This window comes from Micromonospora sp. 050-3, from assembly GCF_046549335.1.
Taxonomy (GTDB): Bacteria; Actinomycetota; Actinomycetes; order Mycobacteriales; family Micromonosporaceae; genus Micromonospora; species Micromonospora trifolii.
The window spans coordinates 1765733-1781202 of record NZ_JAJPVX010000001.1 but is presented as its reverse complement, the minus strand read 5'-3'; the positions used below and the strand labels follow the sequence as shown (position 1 = coordinate 1781202).

The following is a 15470-nucleotide window of genomic DNA, read 5'->3' as shown; positions in this document are numbered from 1 at the left end:
GCCAGGAAGATCAGCATCAACACAGGCGACGAAGAGCGCTGGTAAGGAGAGTCAGGATGGCATTCCCCAATCCCTCGACGGTGTCCATCGGGCTGAAGAAGGCCGCCCACGTCGGGATCGCGGTGAGTGACCTCGACCGCTCGGTCGCGTTCTACCAGGCCCTGCTCGGCAGCGAACCGGTCGTTCGGGACGAAAGCATGCACGGCGCCGGGTTCGCGCAGTCACAGGGCTTGCCGACGACGAAGCTGCGGTACGCCACGTTCAACCTCGACAACCTCGGGATCGACCTGATCCAGTTCCAGGAACCGGTCGGCGACGCCGCCCAGGTGGCGGCCAACCGGCCGGGCTCGATGCACCTGTGCTTCCACGTGGACGACGTGCGCGCCGTCTACGACCGGATGAGCGAGGCCGGGTTCGAGTTCCTCGGGCAGCCGTACACGTTCGCGTCCGGCGAGGTGGAGCCGCCGGCGGCGGTCGGCACCGAGGTCGCGTACTTCAACGACCCGGACGGGACGAACCTGGAGATCATCGCGCCGAAGGGTGGCTTCGCCCGCAGCGAGTGAGCCCAGATGGGCGGCGTGGGGCCCGGCCGGAGACGGCTCGCCCCATGCCGCTCCGCTGAGGGGCAACGGGTCAGAGCAGCCCGGCCCGGGCCCACAGCAGACGCCCCGGCCCAGCCACCAGGCCAACGTCCGCCAGGTTGGCGCGCACTCGCGCCGCCGACCAGCGGAGGGTGGCACGCCAGTGTGGGTTGGCGCGGGCAGCGGCACTACCGACCGCCGGCGGTATGCCCACCGCCGCGTACACGTCGGGATGGACCAGGCGGTTGGCGATCGTGTAGGCGGCGCGACCGACCAGCAGTCGGGCGTACGCCATGCCCACCGGACCGGTGGCCGCGACAGCGGCGGCCAGTTCCTCGCGGGCGAACCGGACGTGCCGCGCCTCCTCCACCACGTGGATGCGGGAGACCATCCGGATGAGCGGCTGGAGCGACTCGTCCGCCATGATCTCGCGCTGGAACGCGTCGAGGATCTCCTCCGCGATGAGGATCGCGGCATACATCCGAGGGCCGCTGGCGGTGGCCTTGAGAAAGCGCCCGAGGTGGTGGTCGACGGTGCTCGCGCGGTAGACCGGACAACCCATCGCCTCGATCAGCCGGCCGAACATGATGGAGTGCCGGCACTCGTCGGCGACCTCGGTCAACGCGTACTGGGCCTGCCGGCTGGTCGGGTCGGCGCGGTAGTACTCCCGGATCAGCATCTGCATGAGGATCGTCTCGAACCACAGCCCGGCGCTGGCCGCGCTGGCCACCTCGTGCTTGGTCAGCTCGACGCGCTGCTCCTCGCTGAGCTGTTCCCACAGGGGCGTGCCGTAGAGGCTGCTGCGCTGTGGCGGGAGCCAGTAGGCGCCGGGAGTGTGCGGGGCGTCCCAGTCGATCTCGACGGTGGGGTCGTAGCTGGTCCGCAGTGAGGACGTGAGCAGTCGCTCGGCGAGTGCCGCGCGCCCGGTTTCCGCCGCCTCCATGGCTCCTCCATATTGACGTGACGACCAGTAACTGTTACGAGTAGTAGCATGCAATCGCCGCTCACCGATGTCAATGCGTCCGAACCGCCGGCCACGCCCCCCGACAGCAGCCCGAAGGCGAAGGGCAACGGCCGCCGAGACCGCTGGGCGGACCATCGTGAGCAACGACGGCAGGAGTTGGTCGGTGCCGCCGTACAGGCGCTGCTGCGGCACGGGCCGGAGGTCGACATGGAACAGGTGGCCGCCGCCGCGGGCGTCAGCAAACCGGTTCTGTACCGCTACTTCGCCGACAAGTCGCAGCTCTGGGTCGCGGTCAGCGAGGTGGTGGCGGCCCGGATGGTCGACACCATCGCGCCCGCCATCGAACAGGTCCGCGAGGAACGCGGCCTGGTCGAAGCGACGATCGACGCCTACCTGGGCGTGATCGAGTCGGAGCCGAGGCTCTACCGGTTCCTGATGCACCAGTCCGGCGACCCCGGCATCCACCAGGTGATCGCCGGCACCAGCCGGCAGGTGGCCGCCGGGCTCGCCCGGGTGATCGGCGACCGGCTACGCACACTGGGCCTGGACGCCGGACCCGCCGAGCCCTGGGCGTACGGCCTGGTGGGCTTCGTGCAGGCGGTCGGCGACTGGTGGACCACGCACGGCCAGCCGATCAGCCGGGCCGCCCTCACCGACTACCTGACGGCTCTACTGTGGAGCGGCATCGAGGGGGTACGGGCCAGCGCCGACCTGCCGCACGAGCTCACCCGCGCCCACGAGCGGATCGTGCCGTGAGCTACCACGGCCCGGCGGGTGTCGGGGGCACCCCGGTCCGGGTGCACCTCAGCGGGCGGTGGGAGCCGGTCGACGGCCGTTTCCACTGGGGCGGACGGATCGAGCCCGAGCCCCGGGTGGCCCACCTGCTGCGCTCCGGCCGACGCGACGTCGAGTTGCGCATCGCCGACCGCGTCCGGGCGGCCCGACTGGCCGAGGTAGATCCGTGGGGCGGCGTACGGATCACCGGCGTGGGCGACGCGCCCTGGCCGCCCCCGACCGACCCGACTTCCGCCCCCGAGCCCACGGAGGAGTGAATGGAGACAGACATTGCCATCATCGGCGCCGGCTTCGGTGGTCTGGGCGCAGCCATCCGCCTACAGCAGGCCGGCTTCACCGACTTTCTCGTCTTCGACAGGGGTGAGGACGTCGGCGGCACCTGGCGTGACAACAGCTACCCGGGCTGCGCCTGCGATGTCCCGTCGCACCTCTACTCGTTCTCCTTCGCCCCCAACCCCCGCTGGTCGAACACGTTCTCCAGCCAGCCGGAGATCTGGGACTACCTGCGCGGCTGCGTCGACCGCTTCGGGATACGCCCGCGGTTACGGTTGCGCCGCGAGGTACGGGAGGCGAGGTGGGACGAGCAGCGCCAACGCTGGCTGCTGCGCACCTCCGGCGGCGACCACAGTGCCCGGGTCCTGATCTGCGCCACCGGCCCGCTCAGTGACCCGGCCATCCCCGACCTGCCCGGGATCGACGAGTTCACCGGCCCGGTGTTCCACTCCGCCCGTTGGCAGCACGACCACGACCTGACCGGCCGGCGCGTCGCGGTGATCGGCACCGGCGCCTCGGCCGTCCAGTTCGTGCCCCAGATCCAGCCGACGGTCGCGAAGCTGACGCTCTTTCAGCGCACCCCCGCCTGGATCATGCCGAGGTTGTCGCGCCGGATCAGCGCTGTCGAGCAGGCCGCGTTCCGCACCGTGCCCGGTGCGCAGCGGGCCGCCCGGGCAGGGCTCTATCTGGTACGCGAAGGCATGGGCCTGGGCTTCCTGCACCCGGCGGTCAACCGCCTCGCCTCGCGCCTGTCAGTGCGTACGCTGCGGCGTCAGGTTCCCGACCCGCACCTGCGGGACAAGCTCACTCCCCGGTACGCGATGGGCTGCAAGCGGGTGCTGATATCCAACGACTACTGGCCGTCGCTCACCCGACCGAACGTCGACGTGGTCACCGCCGGCATCGCCCGGATCGTGCCGGACGGCCTCGTCACCGACGACGACGTCCACCATCGGGCGGACACGATCATCCTCGGGACCGGCTTCCACGTCACCGACTCCCCCGTCGTACGACGCATCCACGGCCGGGGCGGGCGCAGCCTGGGCGACGCGTGGACCCCGAGCATGCGCGCGTACCAGGGCACGACCATCGCCGGCTTCCCCAACCTGTTCTTCCTGCTCGGCCCGAACACCGGGCTCGGGCACACCTCGGTGGTACTGATGATCGAGGCGCAGCTGCATCTGGTGCTCGCGGCCCTGCGTCACATGCGGGCCAGGGGCATCCAGGCCATCGAGCCCACGGCGCAGGCGCAACGACGCTGGACCGAGCGGGTCGACCGAAAGATGGCCGGCACCGTTTGGCAGACCGGCTGTTCGAGCTGGTACCTCGACGCCACCGGCCGGAACACCACCATCTGGCCGGGCTTCGCCACCAGCTTCCGCATGCGGCTGCGCCGGTTCCGCCCGGCCGACTACCAGATCGCCTCGACCGGCGGCACCCCCAACGAAGCGGAACGGGAGCACGCCGATGCGGTATGACCTGGCGGGCAGGGTCCTGCTCATCACCGGCGCGGCGCGCGGCATCGGGGCGCAGCTGGCCCGCGAGGCCGTCGCCCGTGGGGCCCGGGTCGCCCTCGTCGGCCTGGAAGGCGAGTTGCTCAAGCAGCTCAGCGCCGGCCTCGACGCGCACTGGTACGAGTGCGACGTCACCGACCAGGCGTCGTTGGATGCCGCAGTGTCCTCCACAGTGGACCGCTTCGGTGGCATCGACGTCGTCGTGGCCAACGCTGGCATCGCGAACCTCGGCACCGTCGCCGTGGGACCGGTCGACGCGCTGGTCCGTACCGTCGAGGTGAACCTCTGCGGCGCGATCCGCACGGTCAGCGCGGCGCTGCCTCACGTCACCGCCGCCCGTGGTCACGTCCTGATCGTTTCGTCAGCCGCCGCCTTCACGGCGATGCCCGGCATGGCCGCCTACTGCGCGTCCAAGGCGGGTGTGGAGCAGTTCGCCAACGTGCTGCGCCTGGAGACCCGCCCACGCGGCGTCACCGTCGGCACGGCACACCCGATCTGGATCGACACCGACCTGGTCCGCGACATCCGTGACGACCTGGCGTCGTTCCGCACCGCGCTGCGCCGGTTGCCGTGGCCGCTGTCCACAGTCGTACCCGTCGAGCAGTGCGTCGAGGCCCTGCTGCGCGGCATCGAGCGCCGCAAACGCAAGGTGTACGTGCCACGGTCGCTCGCCCTGGTGCAGGCGCTGCGGCCGGTGGTGCTCAGCGGCCTCTCGGACGCGTTGATCACCCGCTTCGGCGGCCAGACCATGGTCGGCCAGATGGAGGACGAGGTACGCCAGCTCGGGCGTTCCTTCGGCAGGACGTCGGTGGGAGAGCGGTCGTGAGCATTCATTTCCGACGTGCGGGCAGCGGAGAGCCGCTCGTGCTCATTCACGGCATCGGCCACCGTCATCAGGCGTGGGAGCCGGTGTTCGACCGGCTCACCGCCCACCACGAGGTGATCGCGCTCGACCTGCCCGGCTTCGGGAACTCGCCGGTGCCCGGCACCGGCATGCCCGCCGACATGGCCGCCACAGTGGCCGGGGTCCTTCCGGCGCTGACCGAGTGGGGGCTGGAGCGTCCGCACGTCGCCGGCTACAGCCTCGGTGGGGCGATCGCCCTGGAGCTTGCCGCCGCCGGGACGGTCGCCTCGGCCACCGCCTTCTCCCCCGCCGGATTCTTCACCCCGGCGGAGCGCCGCCGGGCGCTGGCCATCCTCCGGATGCTGCGGGCCAACTCGTACCTGCCCACCACGATCATGCGGGTCGCGCTGCGCTCGGCGTACCTACGGGCCTTGTGCTTCGCACCGCTGATGGCCCGTCCGACGCTGCTGGATGTCGAGCGCGCGCTGGGCGACGCGCTCGCCCTGCGACGCGGGCTCGGCTTCAACGCCGTGGCCCGAGCCGCCCGCGACTATCGCCTCGACTGCCTTCGGCTGTCCGACGCGACGGTGCCGGTGACCATCGGCTGGGGGGACTGCGACCGGATCTTCGGCGTCCACCAGGCCGAGCGCGCCCGGGCGGGTCTGCCTGCGGCACGGGTGGTGACGCTGCCCCGGTGCGGGCACGTGCCGATGAGCGACGACCCGGACCTGGTCGCCGCGCTCATCCTGGAGACCACCGGCGCCGTGCCCCGAACGCGATCGGAGTCAGCGCCCTCGGCGCGGTCCTGGCAAGTCGGGTGACCTCGCTGACGACCGACCGGCTCGGCCCGGCGGCGACCGCCGGCGGTGGCTCTGCCGAGGTGGCCGACCTGTCCACCCTGCCCGAGCCGGTGCTGCGCATCGTGCAGGACGTGTACGGCATCGCCACCGCGGACCTCTTCCTGGTCGGCGCGCCGATCGCGCTGCTCGCGCTGATCGTCGTGCTGTTCATCAAGGAGAAGCCGCTGCACACCCTCAGCGGGGACGAACGGCGCGCCCAGGAGGAGGCGGCCGCAAAGGTCGCGATTCACTGAGCTGTACGACAGCAGAGCGGGGGCGGGCCGGTTGGCCCGCCCCGCTCTGCGCCCAGACCAGCGAACTGGCGAATCGGCGAATCGGCGAGGGCACTCTCTGCCGCCACCTTTGCTCTGCTTCAACCCGCGCAACGGTTTCGGGCTATGAATATTGCGTGGGTTGAAGCAGAGCAAAGCGTGCGAGCTGACCCACCGACCCCGCCGCCGCTGACGAGCCGACGTACCCCGCTCCGCGTTTCTCGGTAACGACATGGTGTGAACCCACTGCCACGTAACGTGAGATTGAGCCGGTCAACGGCTGACGCCAGACGTGCGCCGGGCCGCCATCGCGGCGGCGCCGCTCGGCCAACTGCCGGGACGGACAGCTCGGCAACGTCGCGGCCTACTCAGCCGCAGGAGGTGTGGACGATGCCCATGCTGTCGGTCTTCGATCCCCGGCACACTGTCGCTCCCCCGGGATACAGCCGCTGGCTCATCCCGACCGCGGCACTGGCCGTGCACGTCTGCATCGGCCAGGTCTACGCGACAAGTGTCTACAAGAACTCCCTCATCGCGCACTTCGACGTCAGCCAGACGGCAATCGGGGCGATCTTCAGTATCGCCATCGTCATGCTGGGCTCGTCGGCGGCGGTGGGTGGCCGTTGGGTGGAGCGGAACGGGCCGCGCCGGGCGATGTTCGTCTCGGCGTGCTTCTGGGCCGTCGGGTTCCTGGTCGGCGCGCTCGGCATCGCGACCCAGCAACTCTGGCTGCTCTACCTCGGATACGGCGTCATCGGCGGCATCGGGCTCGGCATCGGCTACATCTCGCCCGTCTCCACACTGATCAAGTGGTTCCCGGACCGCCCCGGCCTCGCCACCGGGCTGGCCATCATGGGGTTCGGCGGCGGCGCCCTGGTCGCCGGCCCGCTCGCGCGCCAACTGCTCTCCCTCTACGACTCCGGCTACAACCCCAACAACCCCGCCGCCGTCGCGTCGGGACATGCCCTCGTGGCGCTCTTCGTCACCTTCGGCATCGGCTATTTCGTGATCATGATGTTCGGTCCGTTCAACGTCCGGGTGCCGGCGCCGGACTGGCGGCCCGCCGGGTTCGACCCCGCGAGCGTCGCCGCCCGACCTCTGGTGACAACGGCGAGCGTGTCCGCGTCGAACGCGGTGCGTACCCGGTCGTTCTGGTTGCTGTGGATCGTGCTGTTCTGCAACGTCACGGCGGGCATCGGCATCCTGGAGCAGGCAAGCCCGATGATCCAGGACTTCTTCCGGGACAACGGGACCGCCACCACGATCTCGGTGACGGCGGCGGCCGGTTTCGTGGGAGTGCTGTCGCTGTTCAACATGGCTGGGCGGTTCGTCTGGTCGACAACGTCCGACCTCATCGGCCGCAAGCCCATCTACATGGTCTACCTCGGCGTCGGCATGGTGCTGTACCTGCTGCTCGCCGTGGCCGGCCACTCCGCGACCGCGGTCTTCGTGCTGATCGCCGCCGCGATCATCTCCTTCTACGGCGGTGGCTTCGCCACCATGCCCGCCTACCTGCGGGACCTTTTCGGCACCTTCCAGGTCGGGGCCATCCACGGCCGGATCCTCACCGCCTGGTCCGCTGCGGGTGTCGCCGGCCCGCTGATCGTCAACGGGATCCTCGACACGCAGGGCAAGCCCGGCACCCTCACCGCGGCGGCGTACCGGCCCGCGCTGTTCACCATGGTCGGCATCCTCGCCATCGGGTTCATCGCGAACCTGCTGGTCCGTTCCGTGCCCGAGCGGTTCCACGAGCCGAAGCGAGGACCGACCTCGCCCGTGGCGAAGGCCACCGTCACCGACCCGGTCGCTCTCGGGCGGGACAGCCGGCCGCCCGCCCCGCCGCGCGTCGGTAGCCAGACCGGGCGGCTCTGGTTGTCCTGGTTGCTGGTAGCGGTGCTCCTCGGGTACGGAATCGTCCAGACCGCCATCACCGCCGCGAAGCTGTTCACCGGCTGACGCGCGGCGGCCCGTCGCGGCCAGACCTCTTGCATCGCAACGGAAGGCGCCCTCTTGGAGGGGCGCCTTCCGTTTCGCCAATCCGCTCAGAGCGCGGTCGCCGACCGCTTCGCGTTGAGCCGCTCCCGTTGTGGCACGACCGTGTACTTCGGATCGCGGGCCGACACCCGTCCCGCCTCGAAGACGCCGAACCGGGTGGCGACCGACGAGGCCACGAGGGCGGCGCCGGAAATCGCCGACAGGACCCGGCTGCGTCGGCTGACCAGCGCGGTGGCGGTGCCCACGGCGAGCAGCGCGCGTCCGGCCTTCACCAGCCGGCCGCTACGTCCGTGCGTGTAGGGCTCGCTGGTGAGGCCCTGCCGCTCCAGCCGGTGCCCTCCGCTCAACTCGATGGCCGCGGCGGCCAGGGCGAGTCGTCGCAGTGGGGCGGTCTCCGCGGCCGGTGCCGCGATCAGGCCCACCCCGGACGCGGCGGCGAGCGCGCTGCCGGCGAAGACGAACGGCAGCGACGGGTAGGCGTCGTGCCAGGACGGCACGGCCGTGTCGGCGAGCAGCACCCCGGTGTACGTCGCCAGCGCCGGCGCGGTGGCCGCGGCGGCAAGGCCGGCGACATTGCCGATGGGCGGCGCGATCCGACGGGCGAGGCCGAGCACACCGTGCTGCGGGAGCAGCGGCGCGAGCTCGGCGATCGCCGCCACGCCGGCCAGCGGGCCGAACGCGGCGAGGATCCAGGTGCCGACCGACATCGGCGAGGTCACCTTGGCCACCCGGAGCATGTGATGGAACCGGGCCGGTCGGCCGAGGTCGTGAACCAGCAGGTACGTGCTGGCGGCGACGCCGCCGAGGGCCGTCCAACGACCCACAGTGCGCAGCCCGGGTTGTCCGGTCAGCTGGGCGCCCGCGCCGATCAGCGCACCTCCGGCGGCGAGGCCGCCGGTGAACAGGTAGCCGGCGATGTCGTACTTCCACACCGGCGGCTTCAGAACCGGCCGGCCGTAGTAGGAGGCGAAGTCGGCCGGCGGCACAGTGAGCTGCTCGCCGCCGTCGCCGCCTCGTCTGCGGGGCTGCCGGTGGCGGGTCACCGTCGCCTGCCCAGGAACGCTACCGCCGTGGCGACCGCCATCGTCATCGCCGCCAGGCCGGCGCGCTTCCACATGGCTGGCAGGTCGCGGGTGGTCACGATCGGGTCCGGTGGCAGCCCGTACACCTCCGGCTCGTCCAGCAGCAGGAAGAACGCACCGTCACCACCGACGCCGTCGTTTGGGTCGTGCCCGTACAACCGCGCCTCCGGCACTCCCCGCTCGTGCAGCGTCGCCACCCGCGCGGCGGCTCGCTCCCGCAACTCGTCCAGGGCCCCGTACTGGATCGACTCCGTCGGACACGCCTGCGCACACGCCGGCGTCATGCCAGCACCCAACCGGTCGTAGCACAGCGTGCACTTCCACGCCCGACCATCATCCTTGCGCTGATCGATGACGCCGTACGGGCAGGCGGAGATGCAGTAACCGCAGCCGTTGCAGATGTCCTCCTGCACCACTACTGTGCCGAACTCCGTCCGGAACAGGGAGCCTGTCGGGCAGACGTCCAGGCAGGCCGCGTGGGTGCAGTGCTTGCATACATCCGACATCATCAACCAGCGAAAATCCGTCCGCCCCTCCGCGCCCGAGCCCTTCCCCGGCGGCTGCGCACCCGGCATCCCCAGAAACTCCGGTCCGCCCGACATGCGGGCCGCCGCGGCGGGCGAGCCGGTGGGCAGGCCGGGGTCCGTTCCGGTGTCGGTGCTCGTACGCGCGCCGGCCGCCGCCGTCACCGGGCTGATCGCCGGCCCGTCCGGGTCCCCCGCGAACGCCGGAGTCGCCCAGCCGGCCGAGCGGGGCTGCTCCACGAACGCGACGTGCCGCCACGAGTTCGCGGTCAACGCGCCGGTGTTGTCGTACGACATGCCCAGCAGGTCGAGCCCACTCTCGGGGACCCCATTCCACTCCTTGCAGGCGACCTCGCACGCTTTGCAGCCGATGCAGACGCTGGTGTCGGTGAAGAACCCCATCCTCGGCGGCGGGTTCTCGTAGCCGGCGTCCGGTGCGGGGTCCAGCGGCCCGTACAGGGCATTGGTGTGGGGCATGGGTCAGACCTCCTGGTCCGGGCCGCTGTCGGCGGAGTCGGTCGTGACCTGCGGTGGATAGTGCGGGCTGAGGTCCCCGGACCGTCGCCGGTAGTCGACGACGAGAGCCAGCAGCTCGGCGCCTCTCGGGCGTCGCCCGGGACGGATGTCGCAGGTGCCGACCTTGCTCTCCTGGATCAGCACGTTCGGGTCCAGGCTGATGCCGAACAAGTCGTTGGCCGAGTCACCGGTCACCAGACCCTCAAACCCCCAGTGGTACGGCAACCAGACCTGGTGGATGACCCGGTCGTCCACCCGCAGCGGGGTGAGCCGGTCGGTCACCAGCACCCGTGCCTCGATGGCCGCACGGGCGGTGACCAGGTGCGCCCAACCCAGGTGGGTGAGACCACGTTCGGCGGCCAACTCCGGGGACACCTCCACGAACATCTCCGGTTGCAACTCGGCCAGCGGTGACACGGTCCGACTCATCCCACCGGCGGTGTGGTGCTCGGTGAGCCGGCTGACAGTGAACACGTACGGGAACACCTGGCTGTACGGTTCCGGCGGGCTCGGGTTGAGCGTGTTGATCGGGTGGGTGTAGACCTTGCGGGTCGGGTTGGCCTGCTGCCGGTAGAGCGGGTTGCGTACCGGCGACTCGACCGGCTCGTAGTGAGTGGGCATCGGTCCGTCGAGCACACCGGTGGGCGCGTACAGCCAGCCCTTGCCGTCGCCCTGAAGGATGAACGGATCGTCGCCGGCGATGCCCGCCACACCCGAGGCGTCGCGCTCCGGTCGGTAGGACGGCGGTTTGGTCTTCTCGAAGTCCGGCACGTCGTAGCCGGTCCACTCGCTCTTGTCCGCGTCCCACCAGACGTAGCGTTTGCGCTCACTCCACGGGTTGCCGTCCGGGTCGGCGGACGCACGGTTGTAGAGGATGCGCCGGTTCGCCGGCCACGCCCAACCCCACTCGGGTGCCACCAGGGACTGCTCCGAGCCGGGTTTACGGCGGGCCGCCTGGTTGACGCCGTCGGCGTACACCCCGGTGTAGATCCAGCAACCGCCGACGGTGGAGCCGTCGTCCTTCATCTCGGTGAACGACGCCAGCGGCCGGCCGGTGGCCACGTCGTACCCGTTGATCTCGCGCAGCACCGCCTCGGCGCTCGGCTCGACGGTCGGGCCGTGCGTGGGGTAGTCCCAGGCGAGGTCGAGCAGCGCCCGGTCGCGCGGCTTCGTCGACGTCGCCAGCCGTTCCCGGATGACGCGACCGAGATGGTAGAAGAACCAGAGCTCGGAGCGGGCGTCGCCTGGCGGCTCGACGGCCTTCTCCCGCCACTGCAACAGCCGTTGGGTCTGGGTGAACGTGCCCTCCTTCTCCACGTGCGAGGCAGCGGGTAGGAAGAACACCTCGGTGCGGCACCGCTCGGGCGAGATCTCGCCGGTCTCGATCTCCGGCGCGTTCTGCCAGAAGGTGGCGCTCTCGATCATGAACAGGTCGCGGACCACCAACCAGTCGAGGTTGGCCATGCCGAGCCGCTGCGCCCGGCCGTGCGCCGAACCGACCGCCGGGTTCTGCCCGAGCAGGAAGTACCCCTTAATCTTGCCGTCGATCATGTCGAGCACCTGCTGGTAGGTGCCGTGGTCGCCGGTCATCCGCGGCATGTACCCGTAGCAGTAGTCGTTGTCGGCGGTGGCCGCCTCGCCCCAGTACGCCTTGAGCAGGTTGACGCCGTAGGTGCGGGCGTTGCCCCAGAAGCCCTTCTGCCCGGGGTGCGCAATGCTGTCCACCCACGTGTCCAGCGTCGGGTGATTGGCGTGGTGGGGCATCGGCAGGTAGCCCGGAAGCAGGTTGAACAGCGTCGGGATGTCGGTGGACCCCTGGATGCTGGCGTGCCCGCGTAGGGCCATCACGCCGCCACCCGGGCGGCCCATGTTGCCCAGCAACAACTGGATGATCGCGCCCGTGCGGATGTACTGCACACCGACGCTGTGCTGCGTCCAGCCGACCGAGTAGACGAGCATGCCGGTCCGGTCCCGGCCGGAGTTCTCCGTCCACGCCTGGGCCAGTTCGAGGAACTTCTCCTGCGGGATGCCGCAGACCCGTTCGACCATCTCCGGGGTGTAGCGGGCGAAGTGCCGCTTGAGAATCTGGTAGACGCAGCGCGGGTGCTGCAACGTCTCGTCACGTTCGGTCTCGCCGCCGACGGGGGCGCCGTGCGACTCGTTCTCCAGCCCGGCCGCCGTCTCCCGCTGCGTCTCGCTGTCGCGGGTCGTCTGGTTCTGCGAGTGGCCCTGGTAGCGCCAACTGGCCTGGTCGTAGGTGGCGTTGTCGTCGTTGAAGCCGGAGAAGAGGCCGTGCATGTCCTCGGTGTCGGCGTACTCCTCGGTCACGATGGTCGCGGCGTTGGTGTAGGCGACGACGTACTCCCGGAAGTCCAGCTCGTTGTCGAGGATGTAGCGGATCACCCCGCCGAGCAGCGCGATGTCGGTGCCCGCCCGGATCGGCAGGTACGAGTCAGCCAGCGCGCTGGTGCGGGTGAAACGCGGATCGACGTGGAAGACCTTCGCACCCCGGCGCTTGGCCTCCATCACCCACTGGAAGCCCACCGGGTGCGCCTCGGCCATGTTCGAACCCTGGATGACGATGACGTCGGAGTTCGACAGGTCCTGCTGGTACTGGGTGGCGCCGCCACGACCGAAGCTGGTCCCCAGACCGGGGACGGTGGAGGAGTGTCAAATACGGGCCTGGTTCTCGATCTGGAGCGCCCCCATCGCGGTGAACAACTTCTTGATGAGGTAGTTCTCCTCGTTGTCCAACGTCGCCCCACCCAGGCTGGAGATCCCCAGCGTCCGGTTGAGCGGTCGACCCTCGGCGTCGACGTCCTCCCAGGTCTCGTCCCGGGCGGCCAGGACCCGATCGGCGATCATGTTCAGCGCCGTGTCGAGGTCCAGGTCCTCCCACTCGGTGCCGTACGGCCGGCGGTAGCGGACCGTGGTCTGCCGCAGCGGACTGGTCACCAGGCTCTTGCTCGCCGAACCCTTCGGGCAGAGCCGACCCCGTGAGATCGGGCTGTCCGGATCACCCTCGATCTGACTGACCTGCCCGTCCTTCACGAACACCCGCTGACCACAACCCACAGCGCAGTACGGGCAGACCGAACGGGCCATCGAATCGGCGGTTTCGGTGCGGGCGGTGAGCGCGCGGGAACCGTCGGACTTCGCCGCGGCACCCCGCCCCAGCGGGTCCGTGCCGGTGAGCTGGCGGTAGACCGGCCAGCCCTCGAACCAGCTGCGCACCCCCATCGCCGCACCTTCCCGACCAATCCCGCCAAATATGAACACTCTGACGTTAGATGAGGGCTGGCCCGGTCGCAGCGGGATCACCAACAGTCATGCCTCCCCCGGCCCTTGATGTGGACCGGAAGAGGCATGGAGCACGGCGTTGGTCAGTGCGGTTGCAGCTGGCCGATGTGCTGGTCGCTGAAGGTCCGGTAGCGGCGCAGCTCCCAGAACAACCAGCCGATGCTGATGATCGCCAACACGACGAAGACCAGCGAACCGGAGAACGTGTCCCAGAGGGTGTGCAGGACGACGACACCCACGAACGTGCCGATGAACCCGAAGAGCCGAGCGACGCTCGGGCTCGCCAGCAACGCCCAGAGCGCGCCGGCGGTCAGCCCGGTCCAGGCGGTGTGACCGGCGGGCGCCGTCAGACCCCGGATGAAGAGCGTCTGCTCCACCGCGCCGATGTTGCCCTGCGAACTCAGCAGCGCGCTGAAGGCGTAGCCCATCGTCTCCAGCGCGGCGAACCCCATGCCGGCGGCGATGCCGATGATCAGCCCGTCGGAGGGAACCCGGCGACGACGCTGGGCCACCACCGTGAACAGCAGCACCACCGGGACGATCAGCTTCGCCGACTCCTCGATCAGTGCCACGAACAGCATCGGCAGGGTCCCGAGGCCACGCAGGGTGTCGTACTCCAGGGTGCCGGCGACCACAGTGCCGATCACACCGCCGAAGAACGCCGACGTCACCAACACCGACGCCGGCACCTGCCACCGCCCGGTGCGAGCCTGCGCGAACGTCAGGAACGTCAACGGCACCAACGTCGCCCCGAGCAGGATCAACGCCGGTACGAAGTTCGGATTCTTGGTGCTGACCAGAGTCCGCAGCACCGCCAGATAAAGGATCAGCCCGATGACGAGCACCCCGACCCACGCCCACCGGCGCCAACGATCACCCATACGGCGCAGTCTCGCGGATCCAGGTTACGAACACTAGTCATGGCCTTGCTTCAGTGTTGAGAAGAGACGCACGGGTGAATGAGGTCGCGGCGGTTGTGCTCGCCGGGCTGCGGCACGTCGTCGCGATGGTCCGGGACGCCGTCCGGCCCTCGTCCTTGCGGCGGCCCCATCGGGTGCGCCCGCCGGGCTTGAAGACGGAGAGGATCGTCGCGGTCCACAGCAGGGCGGCGAACAGCCCCATAGCGCCGATCAGCAGCATCCCGGTGGTGCCGGTCTCGATCTGGCCGGCTGCGCTGCGGGCCTCGAGTTCCTCGATCCAGGGGCCCTCGAAGAACGCGAGGAACGGTAGGGCGAGCGCGATGACCAGCTTGGCCAGCACCCATGTGTGCTTGAGCAGACCCCACGGGGTGCCGAGCGAAACTACGGCACCGGTGATGATCGTCAGAAAGACGCTCGGGATCGCCAGAAGGATCTCGAACCTGCTCAACACCAGGTAAGCCCCGTGCTGCAGTTCGTGGCTGTCGGCCGTCGCCCCGATGATCGCCAGCAACAGCATGCCCGTCGAGATGCCCAGCCAGCCGACACCGATGCCGACGTGCAGCGTCAGCCACACCTTTCGCGGCGTCCGCCCCAGCCGGGGGAAGCGCGGCTTCAGGCCGACCACGATCGCCGAGGACAGCGCCATACCGAGCCAGGGCGCGGGATGGGCGAGCAGGAACAGGAACTGCGCCGGCACGAAGAGCAGGTGGAAGACGATAAGCACCCGCCGGGTGCGGGCGGCGGGCACGGGGCGCCCGAACGCGAGCCAGCCGCCGAACGACAGCACTGCGGCAAGCGCATAGCCGTAGGCCCCCGCGGTCGTGAAGAGCGGGTGCGGCGGGTCGGGACGCAGCGCGATCAAGGCACCCACGGTGAGGGCGAACACACCGAAGACGAGCTGCAATATTCCTGGACTGGGGCGTGGTCTGGCCATGCCTAAACCCTCGCCGGGGCGGGCAGCTCGGGGCGTCGGCGGATCCGATAGAACGAATCAGTCTATCGGCGGTGATCAACGGGGGTGGTGTACAACCTTCGACCGATGCCTGCGCCT

14 protein-coding genes are annotated in these 15470 nt (G+C 69.9%); 8 read left to right on the top strand and 6 right to left on the bottom strand.

Going from position 1 to position 15470, the window contains the following annotated elements; all coding sequences use genetic code 11:
* Positions 1–56 precede the first annotated feature (56 nt).
* Positions 57–563, top strand: coding sequence for a VOC family protein (locus tag ACLJOK_RS08040; RefSeq protein ID WP_410817267.1), 507 nt, complete (start codon positions 57–59; stop codon positions 561–563).
* Between the two features lie 70 nt (positions 564–633).
* Here ACLJOK_RS08040 and ACLJOK_RS08035 read toward each other — a convergent pair whose 3' ends face one another.
* A complete protein-coding gene (locus ACLJOK_RS08035; protein WP_410817265.1) occupies positions 634–1524 on the bottom strand; it encodes an AurF N-oxygenase family protein in 891 nt (296 codons plus the stop codon).
* Positions 1525–1572: 48 nt separating this feature from the next.
* Here ACLJOK_RS08035 and ACLJOK_RS08030 point away from each other — a divergent pair, with 48 nt between their 5' ends.
* The 7 genes from ACLJOK_RS08030 to ACLJOK_RS08000 all read left to right on the top strand — a co-directional run bounded on the left by ACLJOK_RS08030 (position 1573) and on the right by ACLJOK_RS08000 (position 8038).
* On the top strand, positions 1573–2301 hold the full coding sequence (locus tag ACLJOK_RS08030; RefSeq protein ID WP_410817264.1) for a TetR family transcriptional regulator: 729 nt from the start codon (positions 1573–1575) through the stop codon (positions 2299–2301).
* A complete protein-coding gene (locus ACLJOK_RS08025) occupies positions 2298–2597 on the top strand; it encodes a DUF4873 domain-containing protein (RefSeq protein ID WP_410817262.1) in 300 nt (99 codons plus the stop codon). The genes ACLJOK_RS08030 and ACLJOK_RS08025 overlap by 4 nt, the downstream gene beginning before the upstream one ends.
* The gene (locus ACLJOK_RS08020) at positions 2598–4091 is read left to right on the top strand and encodes a flavin-containing monooxygenase (protein WP_410817261.1); all 1494 of its coding nucleotides are present in this window, start codon (positions 2598–2600) and stop codon (positions 4089–4091) included.
* Positions 4081–4953, top strand: a complete 873-nt coding sequence (locus ACLJOK_RS08015) for an SDR family oxidoreductase (protein ID WP_410817259.1) — start codon at positions 4081–4083, stop codon at positions 4951–4953. Before ACLJOK_RS08020 ends, ACLJOK_RS08015 begins: the two co-directional genes overlap by 11 nt.
* Positions 4950–5792 (top strand): alpha/beta fold hydrolase, encoded by an 843-nt coding sequence (locus ACLJOK_RS08010; protein WP_410817258.1) that lies wholly within the window; start codon positions 4950–4952, stop codon positions 5790–5792. Before ACLJOK_RS08015 ends, ACLJOK_RS08010 begins: the two co-directional genes overlap by 4 nt.
* A complete protein-coding gene (locus ACLJOK_RS08005) occupies positions 5789–6064 on the top strand; it encodes a hypothetical protein (RefSeq protein ID WP_410817257.1) in 276 nt (91 codons plus the stop codon). The genes ACLJOK_RS08010 and ACLJOK_RS08005 overlap by 4 nt, the downstream gene beginning before the upstream one ends.
* A gap of 414 nt (positions 6065–6478) precedes the next feature.
* Positions 6479–8038 (top strand): OFA family MFS transporter, encoded by a 1560-nt coding sequence (locus ACLJOK_RS08000; protein WP_410819285.1) that lies wholly within the window; start codon positions 6479–6481, stop codon positions 8036–8038.
* Positions 8039–8124: 86 nt separating this feature from the next.
* On the opposite strand, the gene nrfD is transcribed toward ACLJOK_RS08000, so the two are convergent.
* From nrfD to ACLJOK_RS07975, 5 genes are all read right to left on the bottom strand, one after another.
* A complete protein-coding gene (nrfD, locus tag ACLJOK_RS07995) occupies positions 8125–9120 on the bottom strand; it encodes an NrfD/PsrC family molybdoenzyme membrane anchor subunit (protein WP_410817255.1) in 996 nt (331 codons plus the stop codon).
* Positions 9117–10160 (bottom strand): 4Fe-4S dicluster domain-containing protein, encoded by a 1044-nt coding sequence (locus ACLJOK_RS07990; RefSeq protein WP_410817253.1) that lies wholly within the window; start codon positions 10158–10160, stop codon positions 9117–9119. The genes nrfD and ACLJOK_RS07990 overlap by 4 nt, the downstream gene beginning before the upstream one ends.
* 3 nt (positions 10161–10163) lie before the next feature.
* Positions 10164–13439, bottom strand: coding sequence for a formate dehydrogenase (fdh, locus tag ACLJOK_RS07985; protein ID WP_410817252.1), 3276 nt, complete (start codon positions 13437–13439; stop codon positions 10164–10166).
* A gap of 143 nt (positions 13440–13582) precedes the next feature.
* Entirely contained in the window at positions 13583–14380 is a 798-nt protein-coding gene (locus tag ACLJOK_RS07980; protein WP_410817251.1) for a PrsW family intramembrane metalloprotease, read from the bottom strand.
* Positions 14381–14417: 37 nt separating this feature from the next.
* Complete coding sequence (locus ACLJOK_RS07975; protein WP_410817249.1) at positions 14418–15323, bottom strand: hypothetical protein; 906 nt, start codon at positions 15321–15323, stop codon at positions 14418–14420.
* Positions 15324–15470 lie beyond the last annotated feature (147 nt).